This is a genomic window from Pseudomonas cremoricolorata (assembly GCF_000759535.1).
In the GTDB taxonomy this organism is placed as follows: domain Bacteria; phylum Pseudomonadota; class Gammaproteobacteria; order Pseudomonadales; family Pseudomonadaceae; genus Aquipseudomonas; species Aquipseudomonas cremoricolorata_A.
In genome coordinates this window covers 4528736-4555676 of sequence record NZ_CP009455.1, presented here as the reverse complement: position 1 = coordinate 4555676, position 26941 = coordinate 4528736, and the positions used below count along the sequence as shown (strand labels likewise).

Here is a 26941-nt window from a genome sequence, read left to right as displayed (position 1 = left end):
ATGGCGGAACAATGGGACGCTCCCAAAAGGGAAGATGAAGAAGACCGCAAGAGCTGGAAGCTGCTGGAGAAAACCCTGCTGGCAGGCGTTCAGGAGCAGCGCCGCGCTCGGCGCTGGGGGATTTTCTTCAAGCTGCTGACCTTCGTGTACCTGTTCGGCCTGCTGTTGCTGTTCTCGCCCCTGATGGACATGGACACCTCCGCGGCGCGCAGCACCAATCACACGGCGCTGGTGGAGCTGCGCGGGGTGATTGCCGATCAGGAGTCGGCCAGTGCCGACAATCTGGTCAAGAGCCTGCGCGAAGCGTTCAAGGATCCGAAAACCAAGGCGGTGGTACTGCGTATCAACAGTCCGGGCGGCAGTCCGGTGCAGTCTGGTTATGTCTATGACGAAATTCGTCGCCTGCGTGGCGAATACCCAGACATCAAACTGTATGCAGTGATCGCCGACCTGGGGGCGTCCGGGGCTTACTACATTGCCAGTGCGGCCGATGAAATCTATGCCGACAAAGCCAGTCTGGTGGGCTCGATTGGCGTGACCGCGGCGGGTTACGGCTTCGTTGGCGCGATGGAAAAACTGGGTGTCGAGCGGCGTCTGTATACCGCGGGCGAGCACAAGACCTTCCTCGATCCGTTCTCGCCGCAGAAGCCGGACGAGACGGCCTTCTGGCAGGGCGTGCTCAACACCACCCATCAGCAGTTCATCGCCATGGTCAAGCAGGGCCGGGGCGAGCGCTTGAAAGACAAAGAGCACCCCGAACTGTTCAGTGGTCTTGTGTGGTCGGGCGAGCAGGCCAAGGCGCTGGGTCTGGTCGATGGTTTGGGCAGTGCCAGCTATGTGGCGCGTGACGTCGTCGGGGAAAAGAACCTGGTCGACTTCACGGTGCAGGAATCGCCGTTCGATCGCTTTTCCAAGCGCATCGGTGCCAGCATGGCCGAGCGCCTGGCGTTGTGGATGGGCTTGCAGGGGCCCGCGCTGCGCTGAGTCCGCCGCTCAGGCGAAGCGGGGCGAGCCGAGTGATCGGCTCGCCCCGCTGTGCATTCAGGGCACGCTCACGTGTTCGTGCAGCAGCATGTCCACCAGGCGGATGAGCGGCAGGCCGATAAGGCTGGTGGCGTCGCTGCCGGAGGTGCTCTGGAACAGGCTGATGCCCAGGCCTTCGGCCTTGAAGCTGCCTGCGCAGTCCAGCGGTCGCTCTGCCTGGATGTAGCGTTCGATGCAGGCTCGATCCAGAGCCCTGAAGTTGACGGTAAACGGCACGCAGTCGACCTGGCACTGTCCTGTGTGGGTGTTGAGCAGTGCCAGTCCGGTGAGGAAGGTCACCGATTTGCCGCTTGCGGCCAGCAGTTGTTCGCAGGCGCGTTCGGGCGTATGGGGTTTGCCCAGCACCTGTTCATCCAGTACCGCCACTTGGTCGGAACCGATGATCAGATGTTCGGGGTGGGCAGTTGCCAGCGCCTGGGCTTTCGCTTGGGCCAGGCGCTTGACCAGCGCCTCTGGCGGCTCGTGCTCAAGGCGTTTTTCGTCGATATCGGGACTGCTCCAGGCGAACGGCAGCCGCAGGCGTTGCAGCAGTTCGCGACGGTAGGGCGAGCTGGAGGCGAGTAATAAAGGAAGCATCATGGACTCCGGGCAGTTCGGCGCAACCTTAACATACGTAACGGCGCCTAATTTCCTTTGACAGGGGCAGGGTGCATCCCTAGAATGCTGCGCCTATGTTGAATGACCCGATTCCACCTCACGTTGACCCGCGCAAATTGGCCGACCGTGGCGTAACCCTCCAGGGTTCGCTGCAGCTCGCTGATTTGGAAAGACTCTGCGACCCGCTTTCCGATAATGTCGGTACGGTGCAGGCGAAGTTCGATTTTGAACGAGATGAACAGCACGCCGTGGTCATCCACACGGAGCTGGACGTCGAGGTCAAGATGGTTTGCCAGCGTTGTCTTGAGCTGGTCACCCTGCCGATCCACAGCGAATGTACCTACGCCGTGGTGAAGGAGGGTGCGAATACCCAGTCGTTGCCGAAAGGCTATGACGTGCTGGAACTGGGCGAAGATCCTTTGGATCTGCAGGCGCTGATCGAAGAAGAGCTATTGCTCGCTCTGCCTATCGTGCCTGCTCATCATCCGGAAGAATGCCAGCAGCCGGCGGGCGCAGATGAGCCCGAGCCGAGCAAGGACGAGGTATCGCGGTCCAACCCGTTCAGTGTTTTGGCGCAGTTAAAGCGTGACCCAAACGTTTAGGAGTTAATCAATTATGGCTGTTCAGCAGAACAAAAAATCCCGCTCTGCCCGTGACATGCGCCGTTCGCACGACGCCCTGTCGGAAAACGCGCTGTCGGTAGAGAAGAGCACTGGTGAAGTTCACCTGCGTCACCACGTTTCGCCAGAAGGCGTATACCGTGGCCGCAAAGTGGTCGACAAGGGCGCTGACGAGTAATCCTTGTCCGCTCAGATCATCGCGATCGATACGATGGGTGGGGACTTCGGTCCCCGTCTCATTGTTCAGGCCAGCATCGCCTGTCTTAAAGCTACTCCCTCGCTTCACCTCATTCTTGTTGGACAACCCTCACTTCTCGAAGAACTTGTCAGCGGCCTCTCTGCTGTCGAGCGCACACGGCTGTCCATCGCTGCAGCCAGCGAAGCGATCGGTATGGACGAGCGACCTGCGCAGGCGTTGCGCAGCAAGCCCGATTCCTCCATGCGCGTGGCGCTGGAGCTGGTCCGTGACGGCAAGGCCCAGGCCTGCGTCAGTGGCGGCAATACCGGCGCGCTGATGGCGTTGTCGCGATTCGTGCTCAAGACCCTGCCGGGCATCGACCGGCCGGCCATGGTGGCGGCTATTCCGACCCACTGCGGTTTCTGTCAGCTGCTCGACCTTGGTGCCAATGTCGATTGCACGGCCGAACAGCTGTACCAGTTCGCCGTCATGGGCGCGGTCGCCGCTCAGACGCTGGGCATCGCTCGGCCAAGAATCGCACTGCTCAATGTCGGTACCGAGCAAATCAAGGGTAATCAGCAGGTCAGGCAGGCCGCATCGCTGCTGAGCGAGGCGCGAGGGTTGAACTACGTCGGTTTCGTCGAAGGCGATGGCTTGTACCGAAGCGAGGCTGACGTAGTGGTGTGCGACGGCTTCGTCGGCAATGCCGTGCTCAAGTCGAGCGAAGGTCTGGCCAGCATGATCGGCGAGCGTCTGCAGGCATTGTTCCGTTCGGGGTTGCTGGCCCGCCTTGCTGGCGTGCTGGCATTGCCCCTGCTCAGGCGTCTGCGCGCCGAACTGGCACCTGCACGACACAACGGCGCCAGCTTTCTCGGGCTTCAGGGCATCGTCATCAAGAGCCATGGTTCGGCGGGCATGCAAGGGTTTCAGAGTGCCATTGAGCGCGCGCTCAGCGAAATCCGGCATAACGTGCCTGAGCGCCTGCGTGGTCAGCTCGAGGATCTACTGCCGCGTTCTCCGGAACCCCCGGGCGGTTGAATGTGACCGGTGGGTCGGGGTTTTCATCCAAGTTTTCAGACTGCGCGTCGGGCCAGGTTCCGGCGCACCTCATCGATGACACGATCATAAGGGCTTGTTCCATGTCTGCATCCCTCGCATTCGTCTTTCCCGGGCAAGGCTCCCAGTCGCTAGGCATGCTCGCCGAGCTGGGCGCCGAGCAGCCGCTCATCATTGAAACGTTCAAGGAGGCGTCGGCTGCCCTGGGGTATGATCTCTGGGCGTTGGTCCAGGAAGGTCCGCTCGAGCAGCTCAACCAGACCGACAAGACGCAACCGGCGATTCTCACTGCTTCGATCGCGCTCTGGCGTCTATGGCTGGCGCAGGGCGGGGCTCGTCCTGCCTTCGTCGCAGGCCACAGCCTGGGTGAGTACAGTGCGCTGGTGGCCGCGGGCAGCCTGACGCTCGCCGAGGCCGTGCGCCTGGTCGAGCGGCGCGGGCAGTTGATGCAGGATGCCGTGCCTGCCGGACAGGGCGGCATGGCGGCAATTCTTGGGCTCGATGACGCCAAAGTCGTGGAAATCTGCGCCGAAGCGGCTCAAGGTCAGATCGTCAGTGCGGTCAACTTCAACTCGCCGGGGCAGGTGGTCATTGCCGGTGACAAGGCGGCTGTCGATCGCGCCACCGAGTTGTGCAAGGCTGCCGGTGCCAAGCGCGCCATGCCCCTGGCGGTCAGCGTGCCGTCCCACTGTGCACTGATGAAGCCTGCTGCCGAACGCTTCGCAGAAGCCGTGCAGGGCATCGACTGGAAGGCTCCGGCCATTCCTGTCGTGCAGAATGTCAGCGCTGGTGTTGCAACCGATCTGGAGGCGCTCAAGCAAGACCTGCTGGCCCAGCTATACCAGCCGGTTCGCTGGGTCGAATGCGTCCAGGCGCTGGCCGCACAAGGTGCGGCGAACCTGGTGGAGTGTGGGCCGGGCAAGGTTTTGGCCGGCCTGAACAAGCGCTGCGCCGACGGCGTGACCACCTACAACCTCAACACCCCTGACGCCGTTGCCGCAACCCGCGCGGCACTGGCCTGATTTAGGAGAAACTTGCATGAGCCTGCAAGGTAAAGTTGCACTCGTCACCGGCGCCAGCCGTGGTATTGGCCAGGCCATCGCGCTTGAGCTGGGCCGCCAAGGCGCGACCGTCATCGGTACCGCCACCTCCGACTCTGGCGCGCAGCGTATCGCCGAAACCCTCAAGGAGCACGGCATCAGCGGTACTGGCATGGCCCTCAATGTCACCAGCGACGAGTCGGTCACGGCCGTTCTGGCAGCCATTGGCGAGCAGTTTGGCGCCCCGACCATTCTGGTCAACAACGCCGGCATCACCCGCGACAACCTCATGTTGCGGATGAAAGACGACGAGTGGTTCGATGTGATCGATACCAACCTCAACAGCCTGTACCGTCTGTCCAAGGGCGTTCTGCGCGGCATGACCAAGGCCCGCTGGGGCCGTATCATCAGCATCGGCTCGGTCGTCGGTGCAATGGGCAACGTCGGCCAGGTCAACTACGCCTCTGCCAAGGCGGGCCTTGAAGGCTTCAGCCGTGCCCTGGCGCGTGAAGTCGGTTCGCGTAGTATCACGGTCAATTCGGTAGCGCCGGGCTTCATCGATACCGACATGACCCGTGAGCTGCCCGAGGCGCAACGTGAGAGTCTGCAGTCGCAGATTCCTTTGGGACGTCTGGGTCAGGCTGACGAAATCGCCAAGGTGGTGGGGTTCCTCGCCTCTGAAGGCGCAGCCTACGTCACCGGTGCGACCATTCCGGTGAACGGCGGTATGTACATGTAACCTGCTGGCAAATGTGACGGACTGCTTCAAAAAACAGTCATACTGCGAGCCTAAAATCCCTTATAAAGCTGCAACCAGATTCCAGGTAACTGAGCGGTGATTCACCTGAAAACGCTTTACGCTTGAAAAGCGGGCGTCTTTCTATAAAATTACCCACCGGTCAGCTGCCTGACATATGTCCATTAGGAGTGAAAACTAGGTATGAGCACCATCGAAGAACGCGTCAAGAAAATCGTCGCCGAGCAACTGGGCGTCAAAGAAGAGGATGTGACCAACGATAAGTCCTTCGTCGATGACCTGGGTGCCGATTCGCTTGACACCGTTGAGCTGGTGATGGCTCTGGAAGAGGAATTCGAAACCGAGATTCCGGACGAAGAAGCCGAGAAGATCACTACCGTTCAAGCTGCAATCGACTACGTCAATAACCACAAGGCTTAAGACGCAAGTAGTCGACGCTTCTTGTCGGGAAAAACCGCACTGCCGTCACTGGCGTGCGGTTTTTTCTTTGCAAGAGCCGTAGTCATTTGAAAAGGAGAGTACTGTGTCGCGTAGACGCGTCGTGGTCACCGGTATGGGGATGCTGTCGCCCCTGGGTACTGACGTACCTAGCACTTGGCAGGGTATTCTGGCTGGACGCAGCGGTATCGGTCCGATCGAACATACCGACTTGACCGCCTACTCCACCCGCTTTGGCGGCTCGGTGAAAGGTTTTGAAGTCGAGCAGTACCTGTCGGCGAAGGAAGCACGCAAACTCGATCTGTTCATCCAGTATGGCCTGGCGGCGGGTTTCCAGGCGGTACGCAATGCCGGCTTGGACATCAGTGATGACAACCGCGAGCGCATCGGTGTGGTCATGGGCTCGGGCATCGGCGGCCTGACCAACATCGAAGACACCAGCCGCACCTTGCATGCACAGGGGCCTCGGCGGATCTCGCCGTTCTTCGTGCCGGGTTCGATCATCAACATGATTTCCGGTTTCCTGTCGATCCATCTGGGGCTGCAGGGACCCAATTACGCTATTTCCACCGCCTGTACCACCGGTACCCATTGCATTGGCATGGCTGCACGCAACATCGCCTACGGTGAAGCCGACGTGATGATTGCCGGCGGTGCCGAAATGGCCGCCTGCGGCCTTGGCATGGGTGGTTTTGGCGCCTCGCGTGCCTTGTCGACACGCAACGATGAGCCTGCCCGAGCCAGCCGTCCCTGGGACAAGGGCCGCGATGGCTTCGTCCTGTCCGATGGGGCGGGGGCTCTGGTTCTCGAAGAGCTCGGGCATGCCCAGGCGCGAGGCGCCACCATCTATGCCGAGCTGGTCGGCTTCGGCATGAGCGGCGACGCCTACCACATGACCTCGCCGCCCGAGACTGGCGAAGGCGCCGCCCGCTGCATGGCCAACGCCCTGCGCGATGCGGGCATCGCCCCCGAGCAGGTCAGCTACATCAACGCCCACGGCACCTCTACCCCAGCAGGCGACATCGCCGAAGTGGCAGCCATCAAGCAGGTGTTTGGCGAGCACGCCTACAAGCTCGCGGTCAGCTCGACCAAGTCGATGACTGGGCATCTGCTGGGCGCAGCCGGTGCGGTAGAGGCGATCTTCAGTGTTCTGGCGATCAACAGCCAGATGGCGCCGCCGACCATCAACCTGGACGAGCCTGACGAAGGTTGCGATCTGGACTTCGTGCCGCATCAGGCGCGCAGCATGCCGATCGATGTCGTGCTGTCCAACTCCTTCGGCTTCGGCGGTACCAACGGATCGCTGGTGTTCCGCCGGTTCCAGGGTTGATGCATACCTGGGTGGATGGCCACCGGGCTTCTGTGCTGAATGTACAGAATCGCGGCTTGGCCTACGGCGATGGTCTGTTCGAGACCATCGCCGTGCGAGGCGGCCGGCCGAGCCTGCTCGACGGCCATCTCGCCCGCCTGGCCCACGGCTGCGAGCGTCTTCTGCTCGAGGTCGACTCGGCGCTGCTGCGCGACGAAGTCGAACGCTACGCCACTGAGCTGGGCGAAGGCGTGGTCAAGCTCATTCTCACCCGCGGCGACAGTCAGCGCGGTTATGCGTTTTCTCCCGCTTCGCCAGCGCGGCGTATTCTCCAGTCCGGTCCGTTGCCGGCGTACCCTGCAGGAAACGCCGAACAGGGTATCCGCCTCTTCAGCTGCCAGACGCGCCTGTCGGAACAACCCCGCCTGGCTGGGCTCAAACATCTCAATCGCCTCGAACAAGTGCTGGCGCGCGCCGAATGGCATGACGTCGAACACGCCGAAGGATTGATGCGCGATATGCATGGCAGAGTCATTGAAGGCGTCTACAGCAACCTGTTTCTGGTGTGCAGCGGTCAGTTGTCTACCGCCGACCTCAGCCGATGTGGCGTGGCGGGCGTGATGCGTGCTGCGCTGATCGAGCAGGCCGATCGGCTGCACATTCCGGTGCATATCGGCGACCTTTCCCACGATGACCTGGCCAAGGCCGATGAAGTGTTCGTTTGCAATAGCGTGTACGGCATCTGGCCGGTACGTGGCTGTGGCGAGCTGAACTGGTCGCCAGGCCCGCTCACCCGTACACTGCAGGCCGTTGCCCGCGCGCTACTGGATACCTGATTCGTGAGACGTAAATTCCTCCTGCTGCTTGAGATTGCCCTGGTCCTGGCGGGCCTGACGTTCGGCTGGGCGGCCTGGAAGGTCCATTCCGTGGTCGATCAGCCAATTCAGCTCAGCGCCGAGCGTATGCTCGAAGTGCCGAGCGGCACCACGCCCAACCGCATGTTTTACCGAATGCAGCAGGACGGACTGCTCGATGACCCGCTGTGGTTGCGTCTGTACTGGCGCTTCAATATGGCGGGCACGCCCTTGCACACCGGCGAGTATCGCCTGACCCCCGGCATGACCATGGGTGAACTGTTCGACGCCTGGCGCCGTGGTGACGTGGTGCAGTACACCCTCACCTTGGTGGAGGGCTGGAATTTCCGCCAGGTGCGCGCTGCGCTGGCCAGACATGACACGTTGCAGCACACCCTCGATGGCTTGAGCGATGCTGAAGTCATGGACAAGCTGGGTCATTCAGGTGTGTTCCCTGAGGGCCGGTTCTTCCCTGACACCTACCGTTTCGTGCGCGGCATGACCGACGTCGAGCTACTGCAGCAGGCTTACATGCGCCTCGACGATGTGCTGGCTCAGGAATGGGCGGCACGTGCGACCGATCTACCGTATCGAGACCCCTACCAGGCGCTTATCATGGCGTCGCTGGTCGAGAAGGAAACCGGTATTCCACAGGAGCGCGGGCAGATCGCCGGCGTGTTCATTCGCCGCCTGCGCCTGGGCATGATGCTGCAGACCGATCCTACGGTCATCTACGGGATGGGCGAGCGATACAACGGGCGCATCACCCGCGCCGACTTGCGTGAACCGACCCCCTACAATACCTACACCATGGTGGGCCTGCCGCCTACGCCGATTGCCATGGTCGGCCGGGAGGCCATTCATGCAGCCCTTAACCCCTCGGCAGGCACGAGTCTGTATTTCGTTGCCCGCGGCGATGGCAGTCATGTGTTTTCCGATGATCTGAACGATCACAATTCGGCGGTGCGCGAGTATCAGCTCAAGCGCCGCGCCGACTACCGTTCCAGCCCAGCGCCGGGCGGCAAGGCTGCACCAGGCGTACCAAGCCCGGCATCCGAGCCAGCTCAGGAAGCGTCACAGAACAAAGAGGATGACGCGCCGGCAGGGATCGGGCCCGACGCATCCACGCCAGAGCCCGCCGAGAAGCCGGCTCGCGCGCAGCAGAGCGACGCGGCGCAATAGTCTCACGCCAGGCGGCGGGGAGCGGCGGCAGGTCAGGCCTGACGTTCGATCTGCTGGCGCCAGGCGTGTTGTACCGCCCGTTGCAGGGTTGCCAGTGAGTCGTTGTTTTCAATGACCACGTCGCCCTCGGCGCGCTCGATTCCGAGCTCCGAGGAGTGGGCGTGCACCCTGACCGCATCATCACGGACGATGTGCCAGATCACCCCGCCATGGGCCCTCCAAAATGCCGCTTCGTTCTCGTAGCGGATGTCCTTGATGACGAACACCGATTTGCCGGCGGCATCGGTCAGGCGACGGGTACCTTCATGGACCGGGTTGCGGGCGCGTTTAGTCGCGTAGTCGGGTATATCACGTTCGACGCAGGCGGTCAGAACGTCGAACATCTCGTGTGGCGTTTTTCCCCAGTAAGGATCGCGCTCGGACCTGCCCGCCAGGCTCCAGGTCTGCCCATGACTGAGGCCCCAGAAGGCCTGCACGGCCAGCCACAGCGCTGCCTGCGGGGAAGCCAGTTGCTCGGTGCTTGCGCAGCGGTAAGGGGGGGCAGGGTGGTTGAGCTGTCGATCCGCTCGCAGCAGCCAGTGGTCTGGATTATCATGCCGCATCCATTCCGTGCCCGCGCGCTGGAACATCTGCCGTGGAGAAGTGCCCCACAGGTCGATCGGCAGTTCTTTGTACGGGTCTTGCCAGGCTTGCTCGTCGTTCAGGCCAAACAGTGCCTGGCACCCGAGCTTCAGCGGGTCGGCCAGGGCATAGGCGGCCACTTGAGGATACTCGAGCAGCATGCAGGCGACGGTGTCCTTGCCGCTTCTGGCGATCGCGGCGAGACCGATGATGGTAGGCATAGTCAGGCTCAAAGCTGCGATTTTCTTGGCATAACGAATGAATGTAAAGGGTAGGTGAGTGGAAGGAGTGCGTAACAGCCTGGTGTCGAGTGCGGTGCGCAGCCATTGGGGGCAGGGTAATGGTTGAGGCCTATCCATGGCAGACTGCCCTGTGGCAGCAGTTGGCCGGACGTTCCCAGCATGCCCATGCCTACTTGCTGCACGGCCCCAGGGGTATCGGCAAGAGGTCCCTGGCCGAGCGTCTGATGGCGCGCCTGCTGTGCCAGCGACCGCAAGGCGCCGACGCCTGCCAGCAGTGCAAGTCGTGCCTGTTGCTCAAGGCCGGGAGCCATCCGGATCACTTCCTTCTCGAGCCTGAAGAGGCGGACAAGCCGATCAAGGTCGACCAGGTGCGCGAACTGGTGACGTTCGTGGTACAGACGGCCCAGCAAGGCGGGCGCAAGGTGGTGCTCATCGAGCCTGTCGAAGCCATGAACGTCAATGCCTCCAACGCGCTGCTCAAGAGCTTGGAGGAACCCTCCGGTGATACGGTGCTGCTGTTGGTCAGTCATCAGCCCAGCCGCTTGCTGGCGACCATCAAGAGCCGCTGCCAGCAGATCGCCTGCCCGCAACCCACGGTCGCACAGAGCCAGACATGGCTGGCCGAAGCACTGGTCGCCTGCGACGCCGAGCAGCGCGACGTATTGTTGACGCTGGCCAGTGGTTCGCCACTGGCGGCCCTGGCCCTGCATGAAGACAACGTACTCGATCAACGCGCTCTGGTTGTCGAAGGGGTGAAGAAGCTGCTCAAGCAGCAGCAATCGCCCAGCCAGTTGGCCGACGCCTGGAACGCCATTTCCCTGCTGCGCCTGTTCGACTGGTTTTTCGAATGGACGCACCTGATCCTGCGTTATCAGCTGACCCAGGACGAATCAGGGCTGGGCCTTGCCGATATGCGCAAAGTGGTCCAGTACCTGGGGCAGAAAAGCCCCCAGGCCGGCGTTCTGCAGGCCCAGAATTGGGTGCTGGAGCAGCGTCAGAAGGTAATGGCCAAGGCCAACCTCAACCGCGCATTGCTGCTTGAAGCATTGCTGGCGCAGTGGGCACAGTTGCCCGGCTCGCGCTGATTTTCCATTGATTACGATGTAAGGCTTCTCATGCTCGTAGATTCCCATTGCCACCTCGACCGACTCGATCTCAGCGCTCATCAGGGGTCACTCGACGCTGCGCTGCAGGCAGCGCGCGGACGCGGCGTCGGTCACTTTTTGTGCATCGGCGTCAGCGCCGATAACGCCTCGGCAGTCAAGGCGCTGAGCGAGCGCTACGCCGATGTCGACTGTTCCGTGGGCATCCATCCGCTCGACCTTGCGCCGGACCAGACGCCTGCGCTTGACTGGTTGCTTGGCGAGCTGGCGCATCCGCATGCGGTGGCGATCGGGGAAACAGGCCTGGATTATCACTACGAGCCGGAAGCGGCCCAGTTGCAACAGGCTTCCTTCCGCCTGCACCTTGAGGCCTCTCGGCAGACCGGCAAGCCGGTGATCGTACACACACGGTCGGCGCAGGCGGACACCCTGGCATTGTTGCGCGAAGCCAACCTGCCACAGGCCGGTGTGCTGCACTGTTTCACCGAAGAGTGGGACATGGCCAGGGCTGCGCTCGATCTGGGCTATTACATTTCACTCTCGGGCATCGTCACGTTCCGCAATGCCGAGGCACTGCGCGAGGTGGCGCGGCGCGTGCCGGCTGATCGCCTGCTGGTAGAAACCGATTCTCCTTATCTGGCGCCCGTTCCGCACCGTGGCAAACCCAACTTGCCTGAGTATGTGCGGGAAGTGGCAGAGTTCATCGCCTCGATACGCAGCGAAAGCTACGAGAACCTGGCCCGTCAGACTACGGAGAATTTCAAGCGCCTGTTCCCATTGGCTCGGGTGGCCTGACAGGGTCGTGGGCAGCAGGTAAAAAAAACCCGGGTTCTGGGGGAGGGAATCCGGGTCAAGACCATTAGGAGTCAAACAAGGGCGGTTGGTCCTTTGCGCCCCTGTCGACGTGCCGCCAGGGGGAGGGCAGCGCGCCAACACTTCCAGTATTGGCCAGGATTGGCACACTGCCAGTGCTGTCTGATCATTTTTTGCTCAGCGGCCGCTTGTGCTGCCGAACGGTCGTCGTTGCTGCTGGTCGCCGAGAACGGGTCGCCAGTGGTGGCTGTCGCAGGCTGGTCGTCGAAACATCCATATGCTCGATGTTCCGTGCATTTTGCCGCCATTTGGGCATAATAATGCGCTTCGATCGTCAGCCAGTCCTTCCCATGCAGAAAGAACCCCGCAAGGTCCGTGAATTTCGTCGTCGCGAACAGGAAATTCTTGATACCTCTCTCAAATTGTTCCTCGAGCAAGGTGAAGACAGCGTCACCGTCGAGATGATCGCTGATGCCGTGGGCATCGGCAAAGGCACCATCTACAAGCATTTCAAGTCCAAAGCCGAAATCTACCTGCGGCTGATGCTCGACTACGAGCGCGATCTGAATACGCTGCTGCATTCCGACGATGTCGATCGCGACCAGGAAGCCCTCTCGCGCGCCTATTTCGAGTTCCGCATGCGCGATCCACAGCGCTATCGCCTGTTCGACCGTCTCGAAGAAAAGGTGGTCAAGGGCAATCAGGTGCCCGAGCTGGTCGAAGAGCTGCACCGTATCCGCGCCTCCAACTTCGAGCGCCTGACCTTGCTCATCAAGGGCCGTATCAGCGAAGGCAAGCTTGAAGACGTACCGCCGTATTTCCACTACTGCGCAGCCTGGGCCCTGGTGCATGGGGCGGTCGCGCTCTATCACTCGCCGTTCTGGAGCAATGTGCTCGAGGATCAGGAAGGGTTCTTCCAATTCCTGATGGACATCGGTGTGCGCATGGGCAACAAGCGCAAGCGAGATTCGGAGCCGACTCACTGATAGTCAGGTCTGAGCGAACTGGCGCAAAAGCTGCATCTGGCGCCTGATCGCCGGTTTTTCGTCACCGGCATTAGGAGGAAGGATGCGCAGCCTGGGTTTGCTGCTCGCGTTGATGACGCTGAGTGGTTGCATGAACGTGAGCGACATGGGCGAGGGCGTGCGCTATCACATGAGCGACGCTGGCCTGCTCGACCATAGCGATACGCGGCGGACCCTGTCGGTGCGCTTGCAGCCCGACTCGTTCATCCTGATTGGCCAGGGCGCCTTCGTCCCGCCCGGGAAGGGTCCCGTACCGCGGCAGAACGTGGTGGCCGAAGAAGCGTTCAAGGCCTTCATCGAGTACTTCCCCCTGGTTCGGCGTGCCCAGGCTCCGCTGGGACTTGAAGAAGCACTCGCCGAGGCGCGTTCTCTGGGGGCGCACTACGTGCTGTACACCCGCTACGCGCGAACCGACGACCGCATCGGTAACGGCGACCAATGGTACGACGAGCAGGCCGTCGATCGCCTGGGTTGGGATACGGGCGTGGTGCAGATGATGCTGATCGAGACCAGCACCCGTTACCTGATCGATACCGTGCGCATACGCAGTCGCGGTGGGCTGCTGACCCTGCACGACACCACGCCCGCCGATTTGCTCGCAGCACCCATGCGCGAGTACGCTCGAAGCCTGGTGGGTATGAGTCGCTGAGGGTGGATATGACGGGTTCAGGCAAGGCCGACGATTTGCTGGCGCACCTTCCCGGCGGTAAGGGATTGCCTCCGGTTCACCTGTGGAACCCGGCGTTCTGTGGTGATATCGACATGCGCATCGCGCGTGATGGCACCTGGTACTACCTGGGCAGCCCGATCGGTCGCAAACCTATGGTCAAGCTGTTCTCGTCCATCCTGCGGCGCGACGGCGATGACTACTTCCTAGTGACGCCGGTGGAAAAGGTCGGCATTGAGGTGGACGACGCGCCGTTCGTGGCCGTGCTGCTGCAAGCGGAAGGCGAGGGCGAGCACCAACGCCTGCGCTTCACGTCCAACGTCGGGGACGACATCGAGGCAGGTCCCCAGCACCCGCTATGGGTCGAGATCGATCCCCTGACCGAGACCCCGTCGCCTTACCTGAGCGTGCGCAGCAATCTCCACGCGCTGATCAATCGCAGCGTGTTCTACCAACTGGTCGAGCTGGCTGTATCGCGGGTTGTCGAAGGGCGTGAGCAGTTGGGCGTGTGGAGCCACGGGGAGTTCTATCCCATCGATGGCAGCAGCCCGCCGCCAGCACGGGACTGACCCGCGCTGAATGCAAAAGCCCCCAGTGCTGACGCATCTGGGGGCTTTCATGTTTGGCTCCGCGACCTGGACTCGAACCAGGGACCCAATGATTAACAGTCATTTGCTCTACCGACTGAGCTATCGCGGAATCTGCGCGTATCTTACTGATTCGAAAGGGGAAGTCAAGCTTCCCCAGGTATCGATCAGAGCACCTCGACGATGGCCTTGGTCACCACGTGGATGTTGGCCTGATTGAGCGCCGCCACGCAGATTCGGCCGGTGTCCAGGGCGTAGATACCGAACTGGTCTTTCAGGCGGGCCACTTGCTCGGCGCTCAGGCCGGAGTAGGAGAACATCCCGCGTTGGCGACCAACGAAGCTGAAGTCGCGTTGGGCGCCGTATTCAGCCAGCAGCTCGACCATCTGTTTGCGCATGCTGTGAATACGTGTGCGCATTTCGCCCAGTTCGCTCTCCCACTGCTGCCGCAGTTCGGCACTGTTGAGCACTGCAGCAACGATGCTGGCACCATGGGTCGGGGGGTTGGAGTAGGTGGTGCGGATGACGCGCTTGACCTGCGACAGCACGCGGGTGGCTTCATCCTTGGAGGCGGTGACGATCGACAGCGCGCCCACGCGCTCGCCGTAGAGCGAGAACGATTTGGAGAACGAACTGGAAACGAAGAAGTCCAGGCCTGAGTCGGCGAACAGGCGCACCGCGAAGGCGTCTTCGTCGATGCCGTCACCGAAGCCCTGGTAAGCCATGTCCAGGAACGGAACGTGGCCTTTGGCCTTGATCACCTGCAGAACAGTGTTCCAGTCGTCCAGGCTCAGGTCGACACCGGTGGGGTTGTGGCAGCAGGCGTGCAGCACGATGATCGAACCGGCAGGCAGTCGCTCGAGGTCTTCGAGCATACCGGCGCGGTTCACGTCGTGGCTGGCGGCGTCGTAGTAGCGGTAGTTCTGTACCGGGAAACCGGCGGTTTCGAACAGTGCGCGGTGGTTTTCCCAGCTGGGATCGCTGATCGCCACCACCGCCTCGGGGCTGAGGCGCTTGAGGAAATCGGCACCGATTTTAAGTGCGCCTGTGCCACCCACGGCCTGGACGGTCACCACGCGGCCTGCGGCGAGCAGGGGGGACTGAGCGCCGAACAGCAGTTTCTGCACGGCCTGGTCGTAGCTGGCGATACCGTCGATGGGCAGATAGCCGCGGGAGGCATGCTGGGCCGCGCGCTGGGTTTCGGCCTCGATCACTGCGCGCAGCAGCGGGATTCGGCCTTCCTCATTGGAATAGACGCCGACGCCCAGGTTGACCTTGTCGGTTCGAGGGTCTGCATTGAAGGCTTCGTTGAGGCCCAGGATGGGGTCGCGGGGTGCCAGCTCGACAGCGGAAAACAGGCTCATTTTACCTTGGCTCTGATTGACGAATGAGAGAACACGCACCCTTCAGCCCACATGCACTGAAGCGGTGCAAACGGGGAGTCAGTATAGTGATAGCGCCTGCTCACTGCGACAGTCTGGCGCAGGTTTTTGCGCGCTGTGGCGCACTTTTTTCCAACCATCGGTCGATTGCGCCGGTCCACTGCCTGAGGGCAGGCCGCAGCGATCAGCGAAGGGGTCGCAGGACTGTCCGATCAGGTATAGACTACTGGCTAAATTTACAGGTATGCGAGGTCGTTCATGTCCGAGTTCCAACTCGTTACCCGCTTCGAACCTGCTGGCGATCAGCCCGAGGCCATCCGTCAGATGGTCGAAGGTATCGAAGCGGGTCTCGCTCACCAGACGCTGCTTGGGGTAACCGGTTCGGGCAAGACCTTCAGCATCGCCAACGTCATCGCCCAGGTGAAGCGTCCGACCCTGGTACTGGCGCCGAACAAGACGCTCGCGGCGCAGCTGTACGGCGAGTTCAAAGCGTTCTTTCCCAACAACGCCGTGGAATATTTCGTTTCCTACTACGACTACTACCAGCCCGAAGCCTATGTACCGTCTTCCGATACCTTCATCGAGAAAGACGCGTCGATCAATGACCATATCGAGCAGATGCGCCTGTCGGCTACCAAGGCCCTGCTCGAGCGTCGCGATGCGATCATCGTCACCACGGTGTCGTGCATCTACGGCCTGGGCAGTCCCGAGACCTACCTGAAGATGGTCCTGCACGTCGACCGTGGCGACAAGCTCGATCAGCGTGCATTGCTGCGTCGACTGGCCGACCTGCAGTACACCCGCAACGAGATCGACTTTGCCCGGGCCACGTTCCGGGTGCGCGGCGATGTCATCGATATCTTCCCCGCCGAATCGGACCTCGAAGCGATTCGCATCGAGCTGTTCGACGATGAGGTGGAAAATATCGCGGCCTTCGACCCCCTGACCGGCGAAGTCATTCGCAAGCTGCCGCGCTTCACGTTCTATCCCAAGAGCCACTACGTCACGCCGCGCGGCACGCTGCTCGAAGCGGTGGAGGGGATCAAGGTCGAACTCAAGGACCGCCTCGATTACCTGCACAAGCAGAACAAGCTGGTCGAAGCCCAGCGCCTCGAACAGCGCACCCGTTTCGACCTGGAAATGATGCTCGAGCTGGGTTATTGCAACGGCATCGAAAACTACTCGCGCTATCTGTCCGGACGTCCTTCCGGCGCGGCACCGCCGACGCTGTACGACTATTTGCCGGGCGATGCCTTGCTGGTCATCGACGAGTCACATGTCAGCGTCCCGCAGGTAGGGGCAATGTACAAAGGTGACCGGTCACGCAAGGAAACCCTGGTCGAATACGGCTTCCGCCTGCCGTCGGCACTGGACAACCGGCCGATGCGGTTCGACGAGTGGGAATCGATCAGTCCGCAGACCATTTTCGTTTCGGCAACGCCCGGGCCCTACGAGAAAGAACATGCGGGGCGTGTGATCGAGCAGGTCGTGCGGCCTACCGGCCTGGTCGACCCGCCCGTCGAGGTGCGTCCGGCGCTTACCCAGGTCGACGACCTGCTCTCGGAAATCCGCAAACGTGTCGCTATTGGCGAGCGGGTGCTGGCCACCACGCTGACTAAGCGCATGTCCGAAGACCTCACCGATTACCTGGCTGACCACGACGTCAAGGTTCGCTACCTGCACTCGGACATCGATACCGTGGAGCGGGTGGAGATCATCCGTGACTTGCGCCTGGGCACCTTCGATGTGCTGGTCGGCATCAACCTGCTGCGTGAAGGCCTGGACATGCCGGAGGTGTCCCTGGTAGCGATCCTCGACGCCGACAAGGAAGGCTTCCTGCGCTCCGATCGTTCGCTGATCCAGACCATCGGCCGGGCTGCGCGCAACCTCAATGGTCAGGCTATCCTCTACGCCGACCAGATCACCGGCTCGATGCAGCGCGCCATCGACGAGACCGAGCGCCGCCGGGAAAAGCAGATCGCCTTCAACGAGGCCCATGGCATCGTACCCAAGGGGGTGGTCAAGGACATCACCGATATCCTCGAAGGCGCTACTGTGCCGGGTGCGCGCAGCAAGAAGCGCAAGGGCATGGCCAAGGCGGCGGAGGAGAGCGCTCGTGCCGAAGCCGAACTCAAGACGCCGGCCGATATCACCAAACGCATCAAGCAGCTCGAAGAGAAAATGTTCCAGGCCGCCCGTGACCTGGAGTTCGAAACAGCAGCGCAACTGCGCGATGAAGTGGGCAAGCTGCGTGATCGCCTGATCACCAGCTGAGTTCGCACCCGGTTGCCGCGTCCCGCCGCCCTCACGCGGCGGGCGCGCCATTGCTGGAGCAGGATGCCCGCTCCCTGCTACCATCGCGCCTTTGTTTCATTGCCATCCGAGACCCTTCATGACCACCGTTCGTACGCGCATCGCGCCGTCGCCCACTGGCGACCCCCATGTCGGCACTGCCTACATCGCCTTGTTCAACTACTGCTTCGCCAAGCAGCATGGCGGTGAATTCATTCTGCGCATCGAGGACACCGATCAACTGCGCTCGACCCGCGAGTCCGAGCAGCAGATTTTCGACGCCTTGCGCTGGCTGGGCATCGAGTGGAATGAAGGCCCGGACGTCGGTGGCCCACACGGTCCGTACCGGCAAAGCGAGCGCGGCGATATCTATGCGCGCTACGCCAAGCAGTTGGTCGAGGCCGGTCACGCGTTCTATTGCTTCTGCACCAGTGATGAACTCGAGCAGATGCGCGCCGAGCAGATGGCCCGTGGCGAAACGCCACGCTACGACGGCCGTGCGCTGCAGCTGAGCGAGGCTGAAGTGCAGCAGCGCCTGGCAGCGGGCGAGCAACACGTGATCCGCATGAAAGTGCCCAGCGAAGGCGTATGCATCGTGCCGGACATGTTGCGCGGGGATGTCGAGATCCCGTGGGATCGCATGGACATGCAGGTGCTGATGAAGGCTGATGGCCTGCCGACCTACTTCCTGGCCAACGTGGTCGATGACCACCTGATGGGCATCACCCACGTGCTGCGCGGCGAAGAGTGGCTGCCTTCGGCGCCCAAGCTTATCAAACTGTACGAGTATTTCGGTTGGGAACAGCCCAAGCTGTGCTACATGCCTCTATTGCGCAATCCGGACAAGAGCAAGCTGTCCAAGCGCAAGAACCCGACCTCGGTGACGTTCTACGAGCGCATGGGCTTCATGCCTGAAGCGATGCTCAACTACCTCGGGCGCATGGGCTGGTCGATGCCCGATGAGCGTGAAAAATTCTCGTTGGCTGAAATGGTCGAGCACTTCGATCTGTCGCGTGTATCGCTGGGTGGGCCGATCTTCGATATCGAGAAGCTGTCCTGGCTCAATGGTCAGTGGTTGCGCGAGCTGCCGGTCGAGCAGTTTGCAGCGCGCCTGCAGCAGTGGGCGTTCAACAGCGACTACATGATGCAGATCGCGCCGCATGTTCAGGGGCGTGTGGAGACCTTCAGCCAAGTCGTACCGCTGGGTGGTTTCTTCTTCGAGGGTGGTATCAAGCTCGATGCGGCCCTGTTGCAGAGCAAGAAGCTGAGCGCCGATCAAGTGCGTCAGGTCATCCAGCTCATCCTGTGGAAGCTCGAAGGGCTGCGCCAGTGGGAAAAAGAGCGCATCACCGGCTGCATCCAGGCGGTGGTCGATGCGCTCTCGCTCAAGCTGCGTGACGCCATGCCGCTGATGTTCGCCGCCATCACCGGGCAGTCCAGTTCGGTGTCGGTGCTCGATGCGATGGAGATTCTCGGCCCGGACCTGACCCGATATCGTCTGCGTCAGGCACTCGACCTGCTGGGCGGGGTGTCGAAGAAAGAAAACAAAGAGTGGGAAAAGCTTTTGGCGACTATTGATTGACTCAAGGAACAACTGTGCGGCCTGTGAGCAAGGCGAGCCTGCGCGGCCTTGTTCCGGGTATCTTGGGGGACGGGGGTAAGTGATTGTTATCTGTGAAAATTTTTTTGAGTTTTTTCAAAAATTAGTTTGACAGCATCGCAATCCAATCTTAATATGCGCCCCGTCCACAGCGATCAGCCAAGATGAAGCGCCAGGCACCCAGCCAGCGGTTCGGTAGATTGCGACATTGTGGGGCTATAGCTCAGCTGGGAGAGCGCCTGCATGGCATGCAGGAGGTCAGCGGTTCGATCCCGCTTAGCTCCACCACATTCCGCTTGATGGCCAAGGCCAGCAAGCAAGACCGGGTCCAGCAACCAGGTCTTGAAGGTAGAAGGTTCGTCCCCTTCGTCTAGTGGCCTAGGACACCGCCCTTTCACGGCGGTAACAGGGGTTCGAGTCCCCTAGGGGACGCCAGTTTTGCACAAGCGATGAATTCATTCCTCGTTGGGCCGAGAGGCTAGAAATCCGGGGCTATAGCTCAGCTGGGAGAGCGCCTGCATGGCATGCAGGAGGTCAGCGGTTCGATCCCGCTTAGCTCCACCAATTCTGCCAGGATGCGTCGAGGCGCATCTGTACGAAGGTTACATGTCCCCTTCGTCTAGTGGCCTAGGACACCGCCCTTTCACGGCGGTAACAGGGGTTCGAGTCCCCTAGGGGACGCCACTTTTACCTGCGTTTTGCAGGACTTAAAGAGGCTCATTCGCATATTGAATGGGCCTTTTGTTTTCGGGGCTATAGCTCAGCTGGGAGAGCGCCTGCATGGCATGCAGGAGGTCAGCGGTTCGATCCCGCTTAGCTCCACCATTTCTGCCAGGATGCGTCATGCGCATCTACGCGAAGGTTACATGTCCCCTTCGTCTAGTGGCCTAGGACACCGCCCTTTCACGGCGGTAACAGGGGTTCGAGTCCCCTAGGGGACGCCATTTTTACTCGCGTTTTGCGAGACTTCAAAGGCTCATTCGAATATTGAATGGGCCTTTTGTTTTTTCAGTCAGCCTCATCCTTTCTCTGCATACTCCCTTCGGGCGGCAAAGCGCTCACGCTTTGGGTACACTGGCGCGCTTCACGTGACAACGGAGCGGTTATGACCTGGGATCTGCCAACACCTTTTGTCATTGACCTGCGGGTCGGTGCTCAAGATATCGATGGATTAGGCCATGCCAACAACGCAGCCTATGTCACCTGGCTCGAGCGCAGTGCCTGGCGGCACTCCCAGCGGCTTGGCCTGGATCTGGCTGAGTATCGGCGCCTGGATCGGGCCATGGCAGTGGTGCGACATGAAATCGACTACCTGGCAGCAGGCTATGAAGACGACGAGTTGCAGTTGGCGACCTGGATCGTCGAATGGGATCAGCGTTTGCGCATGACCCGACATTTCCAGCTCAAGCGCCCCAGTGACGGACTGACCTTGCTGCGCGCGCGCACCACGTTCGCCTGCATCGAGCTGTCCACCGGTAGACCCAGGCGCATGCCCGGAGAATTCCTCGAGGGCTACGGGCCCGCTGTGATCCAGGCTTGAGTGACACCCACCCCTACACGATTTTCCGCTTATTTCAGCTGAGAGCTATTCATGCACATTGCCCTGGCCCCCATGGAGGGGCTGGTAGACAACATTCTGCGCGACGTACTCACCCGTGTGGGCGGCATCGACTGGTGTGTCACCGAATTCATCCGCGTCAACGACCGCCTGCTGCCGGCGTCCTCCTTTCACAAGCTGGCGCCGGAGCTGCGCCAGGGCGCGCGCACTGCGGCGGGCGTGGCGATGCGAGTGCAACTGCTCGGCTCCGATCCGGTGTGCCTGGCCGAGAACGCTGCCCTGGCCTGCGAGTTGGGCGCGCCGGCGATCGACCTGAACTTTGGCTGCCCGGCCAAGACGGTCAACAAGTCCCGCGGGGGTGCGGTGCTGCTCAAGGAGCCGGAATTGCTGCACGCGATCATGGCCGAGGTACGTCGGGCAGTGCCGGCAGGGATTCCTGTCACGGCGAAGATGCGCCTGGGTTTCGAGACGCCGGATGGCGCGCTGGACTGCGCCAGGGCGCTGGTGGACGGCGGCGCCGAGCAATTGGTGGTGCATGCCCGCACCAAGCTGCAGGGCTACAAACCTCCGGCGCACTGGGAATGGGTGGCGCGGGTGCAGGATGTGGTCAGGGTGCCGGTGTTCGCTAACGGGGAAATCTGGACGGTTGAAGACTGGCAGCGCTGCCGTGAGGTCAGTGGCGTCAAGGACTTCATGTTGGGTCGGGGCCTGGTGTCGCGCCCTGATCTGGGCCTGCAGATTGCAGCTGAGCGCGACGGCCATGCCTACCAGCCGCTCGATTGGCAGGCGCTGATGCCGCTACTGCGCGAGTTCTGGCGTCAGGCCCAGGCCAAGCTGTCGCCGCGCTATGCGCCCGGGCGGCTCAAGCAGTGGCTGGCCATGCTGACCCGTAGTTACCCGGAAGCGGTCGCACTGTTCGGTGACGTTCGTCGCACCGACGACTGTCAGCTGATCAGTCAAATGCTCGGCGTGGCCGCGTCGCCCAACAGTTGTGTGGCCTGACGAACGCCGGCTGCGAAATTTTTTTCAATCAGACTTGAAAGCGATCAGCCCGGCCCTATCTCTTTGAGTACGCGATGCCGAATTCGGGTCGCGCAGTGACTTACTTGCTGAATCTCAGGAGTTTATGACTATGACCACCGCATTTTCCCTCGCACCGCTGTTCCGCCACTCGGTAGGCTTCGACCGCTTCAACGACTTGTTCGAATCGGCCGCCCGCAATGAGTCTGGCAGCAGCTACCCGCCCTATAACGTCGAGAAGCATGGCGATGACCACTACCGCATCGTGGTAGCGGCCGCCGGTTTCGTCGAGCAAGACCTCGACCTGCAAGTCGAGAAGGGTGTCCTGACCGTGACCGGCAGCAAGCGCGACAACGGCGCTGGCGAGGTCACCTTCCTGCACCAGGGCATCGCTCAGCGCGCCTTCAAGCTGTCGTTCCGCCTGGCGGACCACATCGAGGTCAAGGCTGCAGGGCTGGCCAACGGGCTGCTCAGCATCGAGCTGCTGCGTCTGGTGCCAGAAGAAGCCAAGGCCAAGCGCATCCCGATCAACGGTGACAGCAACGTGCTGAACTGAATCAGGGCAATGGGGTAAGAAGAGGGCACCTGCGGGTGCCCTTTTTCATGGCCGCGGATTGGCCTTTTGCGCGCTCAACAATTGCCGAAAGGCATCCAGGGGCAGGGGGCGGCTGTACAGGTAGCCTTGGTAGTCATGACAGCCCAACTGTTCGAGGAAGCTCAGTTGCTCCTGCAACTCGACGCCCTCGGCAATCACCGCCAACTTCAGGCTGCGCGCCATGGCGACGATGGCGCGGACGATCTCGGCATCGTTGGTGTCTTCGAGTGCATCGCGCACGAACGTCTGGTCGATCTTCAGTGCATCCACCGGCAGGCGCTTGAGGTAAGTCAGCGAGCTATAGCCGGTACCGAAATCATCCATGGCGAAGCTGACCCCATGGTCTTTGAGCTCGCGCATCTTGGCGATGGTGTCTTCCAGGTTCTGGATCACCATGCCTTCGGTGATCTCCAGCGTGAGCATCTGCCGCGCTAGACCGTGCTCGTCGACGCTACGCAGTACCCGTTCGACGAAATCGTTCTGGCGAAACTGGCGTGGACTGATGTTCACGCACAAGCTGAAGCTGTCCGGCTCGACCAGGCCGTCGACCAGCAATTGCGCGCAACTGCTGCAGGCGTCGTCGAGAATCCAGCTACCGACCTCGATGATCAGCCCGCTTTCCTCAAGCACCTGGATGAACTGCGCAGGCGGTTGCTGGCCCAGTTGCGGGTGATGCCAGCGCAATAGCACTTCGGCGCCGATGATGCGGCTGTCGCGGGCATCGACCTGGGGTTGAAAGTGCAGCTCCAGCTCCCCGCGGGCGAGCGCCATGCGCAGGTCGTTCTCCATCCGCAAGCGCTCGCTGGCGGCCGTCTGCATGCTGCTGTGAAACATCTGGGTAACGTTGCGTCCCGAATCCTTGGCGCGATACAGCGCGATGTCGGCGCGTTTGAGCAGGTCTGCCGGGGTCGCGCCATGGTCGGGAATCAGCGCCATACCGATACTCGGGGTCACTTGCAGGCGCTGACCATCGAGCGACATGGGTTGTGCCAGCAGCTCGCGCAAGGTATCGGCCACCTCGCCGACCTGGGCCTCCACGGCCTCGCGGCTGCCTTCCAGGCCGCCGAGCAGCACCACGAATTCGTCGCCGCCCAGGCGCGCCACGGTATCTTCCAGGCGCACACTGGCTTCAAGCCGCGCGGTGACGATCTTGAGCACTGTGTCACCTACCGGATGGCCCAGCGAATCGTTGATGTGCTTAAAGTGATCGAGGTCGAGGAACAGCAGCGCACCGCGCAGGTTCTGCTGCCTGATCAGGCCTATCTGCCGGCTCAGGCGGTCCATCAGCAAGGCGCGATTGGGCAGGTTGGTCAGAGGGTCGTGGTAAGCCAGGTGGCGAATCTGCGCCTGGGCATCACGCAGCAGGCTGACGTCCCGTGCGGTGACCAGTAGGCAATCGGTGTCATTGAGGTTGATCGGTTCCACCGAAACTTCCACCGTCAGCAGGTCGCCGCGCTTGTTGCGCCCGAGCATTTCACGGTGATGGACCCGGCCACGCTCGCGGATTTCGTCGATCAGCGAAAGGCGTTGAGTGGGTTCGGCCCAGATGCCCAGTTCATTGGCGGTGCGCCCGACCACCTCGCTTGCGCTGTAACCGGTGAGGCGGCAGAAGCCGTCGTTGACTTCGACATAGCGCCCGCTTTCGCACTCGGTGATGGTGATGGCATCGGGGCTTGAGTGAAACGCCTTGGCGAATTTCTCCTCGCTGGCCTTGAGCGCCGCCTCGGCACGCTGCTGGTGGGTGATGTCGCGCAAGGTGGTGACGCTGCATGGCTGGTTGTCGACGCGAATCAAGCGGCTGGAGACTACGCAGGTCAGCGGCGCGCCGCCACGGTGATTGACGACCACGGCCACGTTGTTCAGGCCCTGGTCGCGCAGCACCCGCTCGATGTGTCCGGCCCGGCTCACCGATTCGCCCCACAGGCCGATCTGTTCGGCGGTTCGGCCGATGACCTGGTCCACCGGCCAGCCGAAGGTCTGGGTGAAGGCGGCGTTGATCTCGATGAACTGGCCGGTGTCCTGACGCATGACGCAGATCGGGTCGGGACTGACCTGAAACAGGCTGGCGAACTTTTCCTCCGACGCGCTCAGGCGTTGCTCACGCTCGACCTGATCGGTGATATCCAACAGCGTGCCGGCCATGCGCAATGGGTTGCCGTGTTCGTCGCGGTACAACCGGGCACGGCTCTCGATGTAGCGCGACCCGCCGTTGTCCAGCTGCACCCGGTAGGTGATCTGGTAGTTCCCCGCCGGGCCTTGGCGCAGGCTGCGGTAAGCCTGGCGCATGACTTCGCGGTCCTGCCTGGGCACGCCTTCGAAGAAGGCCTCGAACGATTCGTGGAAGGGTTCAGGGGCAAGGCCGTGCAATTGCGCGGCTCGGGCCGAGCCATAGAGCATGCCGCTGGGAATGTGCCAGTCCCAGGTGCCCAGTTGCGCCGAGTCGAGGGCGAGGTCGAGGCGTTCCTGACTGTCCTTCAACGCTTGCTCGGCGCGCTTGCGCTCGGTGGTGTCGACGAAGGTGCTGATCAGATAGGTAATGCCTTCCAGGTCGATGCTCTGGGTCGACAGGATGCCATCGTGCACCTTGCCGTCGCTGGCACGGAACCGTGCCTCCATGGTCAGCGGGCTACCGTTGTTGCGTGTGGCGTCGAGCACCTGCTGGCGCTGCTCGGGAATGACCCACAGACCCAGCTCCAGGGTGCTCTTGCCGATGACATCGGCCACCGGCCAGCCCAGGGTGTCGGCAAAGTGCTGGTTGACCTCGAAGATCATGCCGTCGTGACGGCGGGTCAGCAGAATGATGTTGGGGCTGAGGTGGAAGAGGGTGGCGAAGCGCTTTTCGGAGTAGATCAGCGCCGCTTCGCGCTCGCGCTGGCGCGTGACTTCGCGCACGACACCGATCATCTGCCGGCGACCATCCTCATGCCGGGTCAGGCTACCGTTGATTTCCAGCCAGTGCAGGCTGCCATCGGGCCAGCGAATGCGATGGCGCATGGCCTGCTGCACTGGCTCGCCATTGACCACCGCCTGAAACGCCTGGCGCGTACGCTGGCGATCTTCTTCGGGCAGCAGGTCAAGATAGTCGACGTCATTGGGCAGTGGGCGCTGCGGATCGAAACCGAACAATGCCTGGGTGCCGCGTGACCAGCTCACCTGACCACTGTCGATGTCCCAAAGCCAGGCGCCCAGGCGCGCGCCATTGAGTGCAGCCAGCAGCTGCGGCGCATTCTGCCAGGCACGCTCCGACTCCTTGGGATCGACCGCAGGGATGCGCGGCAGGCGCGGGAAGCGATGAGTGGGCGTGGACATCGGAACAGACCTTTGGCAGATGAAGCGTCCTTGCGCCGAAGGCAGCGCGAGCAGCGGTCAGACCGTGCTGGCGTGGCTGTTCAGCAGCGCCATGAAGGCCTTGGCGGCATTCGACAGGGTTCGCTCGGTGTGCAGAATGTAGCCTAGCTGGCGTGACAACTGAATGCCCGACAGGGCGATGGGCGCGACCTGCTCATCGAGCATCGTGCGCGGCAGTACGCTCCAGGCAAGCCCAATGGAAACCATCATCTTGATGGTCTCCAGGTAATTGGTGCTCATGGCGATGTTGGGCGTCAGGCCCTGGCTTTCGAACAGGCGCTGGACGATGTGATGAGTGAAGGTATTGCCCCCTGGAAACACCGCTGGATGGCCAGCCACTTCGGCCAGGGTCACGCCGCCGGTACGGGCCAGCGGATGCTCGGGGGCGGCGACGAAATCCAGGGCGTCGTCCCACACCGGCACCGCTTCGATCAGGTGCTGAGGTTCTGGCGCGAGCGTGATGACGGCGATCTCCGCGCGGCCATGGAGAATCTCGTCGTAGGCCGCTTCCGAATCCATGAACTGAATATCCAGGGCAACCTTGGGATACTGACGCGTGAACGTGCGCAGCAATGGGGGCAGGCGGTGCAGGCCGATATGGTGGCTGGTGGCGAGGGTCAGCCGACCACTGACCTCACCGTTCAAATTGGTGAGCGCGCGGCGGGTATCATCGAGCACGTTGAGGATCTGATAGGCCCGCGGCAGCAGCGCGCGACCGGCTTCGGTGAGTGTCACTTCGCGGCCCAGGCGATCGAACAGGCGCACGTCCAACTGCTGTTCGAGTCCGGCGATACGTTTGCTGATGGCCGGCTGGGTCAGGTGCAGGCGTTCGCCAGCCCCGGAAAAGCTGCCGCTCTCGGCAATGGCGATGAAGGCAGTGAGATTGGCGAGGTCCACGGCTCGAATTCCTGATGGTTATGCAAAGCATGAAAAATATGAATTTGAGTTATTGAATCTAACCCCATAGCATTCGCCCATACAAGCCAAGTGGTCTTTGGCATAGAAAGACGCTG

Annotated in this window: 25 protein-coding genes and 7 tRNA genes; 26 read left to right on the top strand and 6 right to left on the bottom strand. The window is 61.7% G+C overall.

Translation table 11 applies throughout. From position 1 onward, the window contains the following. On the top strand, window positions 1-984 hold the full coding sequence (locus tag LK03_RS20565) for a S49 family peptidase (RefSeq protein WP_038414369.1): 984 nt from the start codon (window positions 1-3) through the stop codon (window positions 982-984). A gap of 57 nt (window positions 985-1041) precedes the next feature. Here the strand turns inward: LK03_RS20565 and LK03_RS20560 are convergent, their stop codons facing one another. Next, window positions 1042-1620: a Maf family protein gene (locus LK03_RS20560; RefSeq protein ID WP_038414367.1), complete on the bottom strand. Its 579-nt coding sequence runs from the start codon at window positions 1618-1620 to the stop codon at window positions 1042-1044. Between the two features lie 95 nt (window positions 1621-1715). Between LK03_RS20560 and LK03_RS20555 the strand changes: the two genes are divergently transcribed. The 9 genes from LK03_RS20555 to mltG all read left to right on the top strand — a co-directional run bounded on the left by LK03_RS20555 (window position 1716) and on the right by mltG (window position 9075). Then, a complete protein-coding gene (locus LK03_RS20555) occupies window positions 1716-2243 on the top strand; it encodes a YceD family protein (protein ID WP_028694942.1) in 528 nt (175 codons plus the stop codon). A 13-nt stretch (window positions 2244-2256) separates the two neighbouring features. Further along, complete coding sequence (rpmF, locus tag LK03_RS20550) at window positions 2257-2439, top strand: 50S ribosomal protein L32 (protein ID WP_028633625.1); 183 nt, start codon at window positions 2257-2259, stop codon at window positions 2437-2439. A 3-nt stretch (window positions 2440-2442) separates the two neighbouring features. Then, a complete protein-coding gene (plsX, locus tag LK03_RS20545) occupies window positions 2443-3477 on the top strand; it encodes a phosphate acyltransferase PlsX (protein WP_081951653.1) in 1035 nt (344 codons plus the stop codon). 101 nt (window positions 3478-3578) lie between these two features. Further along, window positions 3579-4517, top strand: a complete 939-nt coding sequence (gene fabD, locus LK03_RS20540; RefSeq protein WP_038414366.1) for an ACP S-malonyltransferase — start codon at window positions 3579-3581, stop codon at window positions 4515-4517. 16 nt (window positions 4518-4533) lie between these two features. Then, window positions 4534-5274, top strand: a complete 741-nt coding sequence (gene fabG, locus LK03_RS20535; RefSeq protein ID WP_038414365.1) for a 3-oxoacyl-ACP reductase FabG — start codon at window positions 4534-4536, stop codon at window positions 5272-5274. A 201-nt stretch (window positions 5275-5475) separates the two neighbouring features. After that, a complete protein-coding gene (acpP, locus tag LK03_RS20530) occupies window positions 5476-5712 on the top strand; it encodes an acyl carrier protein (RefSeq protein WP_038414364.1) in 237 nt (78 codons plus the stop codon). Window positions 5713-5815: 103 nt separating this feature from the next. Continuing rightward, window positions 5816-7060: a beta-ketoacyl-ACP synthase II gene (gene fabF / locus LK03_RS20525; protein WP_038414363.1), complete on the top strand. Its 1245-nt coding sequence runs from the start codon at window positions 5816-5818 to the stop codon at window positions 7058-7060. Beyond that, window positions 7060-7875: an aminodeoxychorismate lyase gene (pabC, locus tag LK03_RS20520; protein WP_038414362.1), complete on the top strand. Its 816-nt coding sequence runs from the start codon at window positions 7060-7062 to the stop codon at window positions 7873-7875. Before fabF ends, pabC begins: the two co-directional genes overlap by 1 nt. Window positions 7876-7878: 3 nt before the next feature. Then, a complete protein-coding gene (gene mltG, locus LK03_RS20515) occupies window positions 7879-9075 on the top strand; it encodes an endolytic transglycosylase MltG (protein WP_038414361.1) in 1197 nt (398 codons plus the stop codon). 32 nt (window positions 9076-9107) lie between these two features. Here mltG and LK03_RS20510 read toward each other — a convergent pair whose 3' ends face one another. Beyond that, a complete protein-coding gene (locus LK03_RS20510; RefSeq protein ID WP_240478632.1) occupies window positions 9108-9917 on the bottom strand; it encodes a deoxynucleotide monophosphate kinase in 810 nt (269 codons plus the stop codon). Between the two features lie 119 nt (window positions 9918-10036). Here LK03_RS20510 and LK03_RS20505 point away from each other — a divergent pair, with 119 nt between their 5' ends. From LK03_RS20505 to LK03_RS20485, 5 genes are all read left to right on the top strand, one after another. Then, a complete protein-coding gene (locus LK03_RS20505; protein WP_038414360.1) occupies window positions 10037-11023 on the top strand; it encodes a DNA polymerase III subunit delta' in 987 nt (328 codons plus the stop codon). 30 nt (window positions 11024-11053) lie between these two features. Beyond that, the gene (locus LK03_RS20500; RefSeq protein ID WP_038414359.1) at window positions 11054-11836 is read left to right on the top strand and encodes a TatD family hydrolase; all 783 of its coding nucleotides are present in this window, start codon (window positions 11054-11056) and stop codon (window positions 11834-11836) included. A gap of 368 nt (window positions 11837-12204) precedes the next feature. Continuing rightward, window positions 12205-12840: a TetR/AcrR family transcriptional regulator gene (locus LK03_RS20495; RefSeq protein WP_038414358.1), complete on the top strand. Its 636-nt coding sequence runs from the start codon at window positions 12205-12207 to the stop codon at window positions 12838-12840. A gap of 82 nt (window positions 12841-12922) precedes the next feature. Continuing rightward, window positions 12923-13528 carry a DUF4823 domain-containing protein gene (locus LK03_RS20490; RefSeq protein ID WP_038414357.1) on the top strand — a complete coding sequence of 202 codons (606 nt, stop codon included), beginning with the start codon at window positions 12923-12925 and terminating at the stop codon, window positions 13526-13528. An 8-nt stretch (window positions 13529-13536) separates the two neighbouring features. Further along, complete coding sequence (locus tag LK03_RS20485; RefSeq protein ID WP_038414356.1) at window positions 13537-14115, top strand: DUF1285 domain-containing protein; 579 nt, start codon at window positions 13537-13539, stop codon at window positions 14113-14115. A 54-nt stretch (window positions 14116-14169) separates the two neighbouring features. Here the strand turns inward: LK03_RS20485 and LK03_RS20480 are convergent. Together LK03_RS20480 and LK03_RS20475 are read right to left on the bottom strand one after the other, a co-directional pair. After that, a tRNA-Asn gene (locus LK03_RS20480) sits at window positions 14170-14245 on the bottom strand. Between the two features lie 55 nt (window positions 14246-14300). Beyond that, window positions 14301-15497 carry an amino acid aminotransferase gene (locus tag LK03_RS20475; RefSeq protein ID WP_038414355.1) on the bottom strand — a complete coding sequence of 399 codons (1197 nt, stop codon included), beginning with the start codon at window positions 15495-15497 and terminating at the stop codon, window positions 14301-14303. A 276-nt stretch (window positions 15498-15773) separates the two neighbouring features. Here LK03_RS20475 and uvrB point away from each other — a divergent pair, with 276 nt between their 5' ends. From uvrB to LK03_RS20420, 11 genes are all read left to right on the top strand, one after another. Beyond that, a complete protein-coding gene (uvrB, locus tag LK03_RS20470; protein ID WP_038414354.1) occupies window positions 15774-17789 on the top strand; it encodes an excinuclease ABC subunit UvrB in 2016 nt (671 codons plus the stop codon). Window positions 17790-17907: 118 nt separating this feature from the next. Continuing rightward, on the top strand, window positions 17908-19389 hold the full coding sequence (gene gltX / locus LK03_RS20465) for a glutamate--tRNA ligase (RefSeq protein ID WP_038414353.1): 1482 nt from the start codon (window positions 17908-17910) through the stop codon (window positions 19387-19389). 230 nt (window positions 19390-19619) lie between these two features. Next, window positions 19620-19695, top strand: a tRNA-Ala gene (locus tag LK03_RS20460). Window positions 19696-19766: 71 nt separating this feature from the next. Next, window positions 19767-19842: transfer RNA gene (locus tag LK03_RS20455), tRNA-Glu, on the top strand. A 53-nt stretch (window positions 19843-19895) separates the two neighbouring features. Then, window positions 19896-19971 (top strand) — tRNA-Ala (locus tag LK03_RS20450). A 44-nt stretch (window positions 19972-20015) separates the two neighbouring features. Further along, window positions 20016-20091 (top strand) — tRNA-Glu (locus tag LK03_RS20445). Window positions 20092-20156: 65 nt separating this feature from the next. Further along, window positions 20157-20232, top strand: a tRNA-Ala gene (locus tag LK03_RS20440). Window positions 20233-20275: 43 nt separating this feature from the next. Beyond that, a tRNA-Glu gene (locus LK03_RS20435) sits at window positions 20276-20351 on the top strand. A 161-nt stretch (window positions 20352-20512) separates the two neighbouring features. Beyond that, on the top strand, window positions 20513-20947 hold the full coding sequence (locus LK03_RS20430) for an acyl-CoA thioesterase (RefSeq protein WP_038414352.1): 435 nt from the start codon (window positions 20513-20515) through the stop codon (window positions 20945-20947). A gap of 51 nt (window positions 20948-20998) precedes the next feature. Then, a complete protein-coding gene (locus LK03_RS20425; RefSeq protein WP_038414351.1) occupies window positions 20999-21967 on the top strand; it encodes a tRNA dihydrouridine synthase in 969 nt (322 codons plus the stop codon). A gap of 130 nt (window positions 21968-22097) precedes the next feature. Continuing rightward, window positions 22098-22541 carry an Hsp20 family protein gene (locus LK03_RS20420; protein ID WP_038414350.1) on the top strand — a complete coding sequence of 148 codons (444 nt, stop codon included), beginning with the start codon at window positions 22098-22100 and terminating at the stop codon, window positions 22539-22541. Window positions 22542-22586: 45 nt separating this feature from the next. Here the strand turns inward: LK03_RS20420 and LK03_RS20415 are convergent, their stop codons facing one another. Beyond that, a complete protein-coding gene (locus LK03_RS20415) occupies window positions 22587-25889 on the bottom strand; it encodes a bifunctional diguanylate cyclase/phosphodiesterase (protein ID WP_038414349.1) in 3303 nt (1100 codons plus the stop codon). Window positions 25890-25946: 57 nt separating this feature from the next. Further along, window positions 25947-26825, bottom strand: coding sequence for a LysR family transcriptional regulator (locus LK03_RS20410; RefSeq protein ID WP_038414348.1), 879 nt, complete (start codon window positions 26823-26825; stop codon window positions 25947-25949). Window positions 26826-26941: the final 116 nt, after the last annotated feature.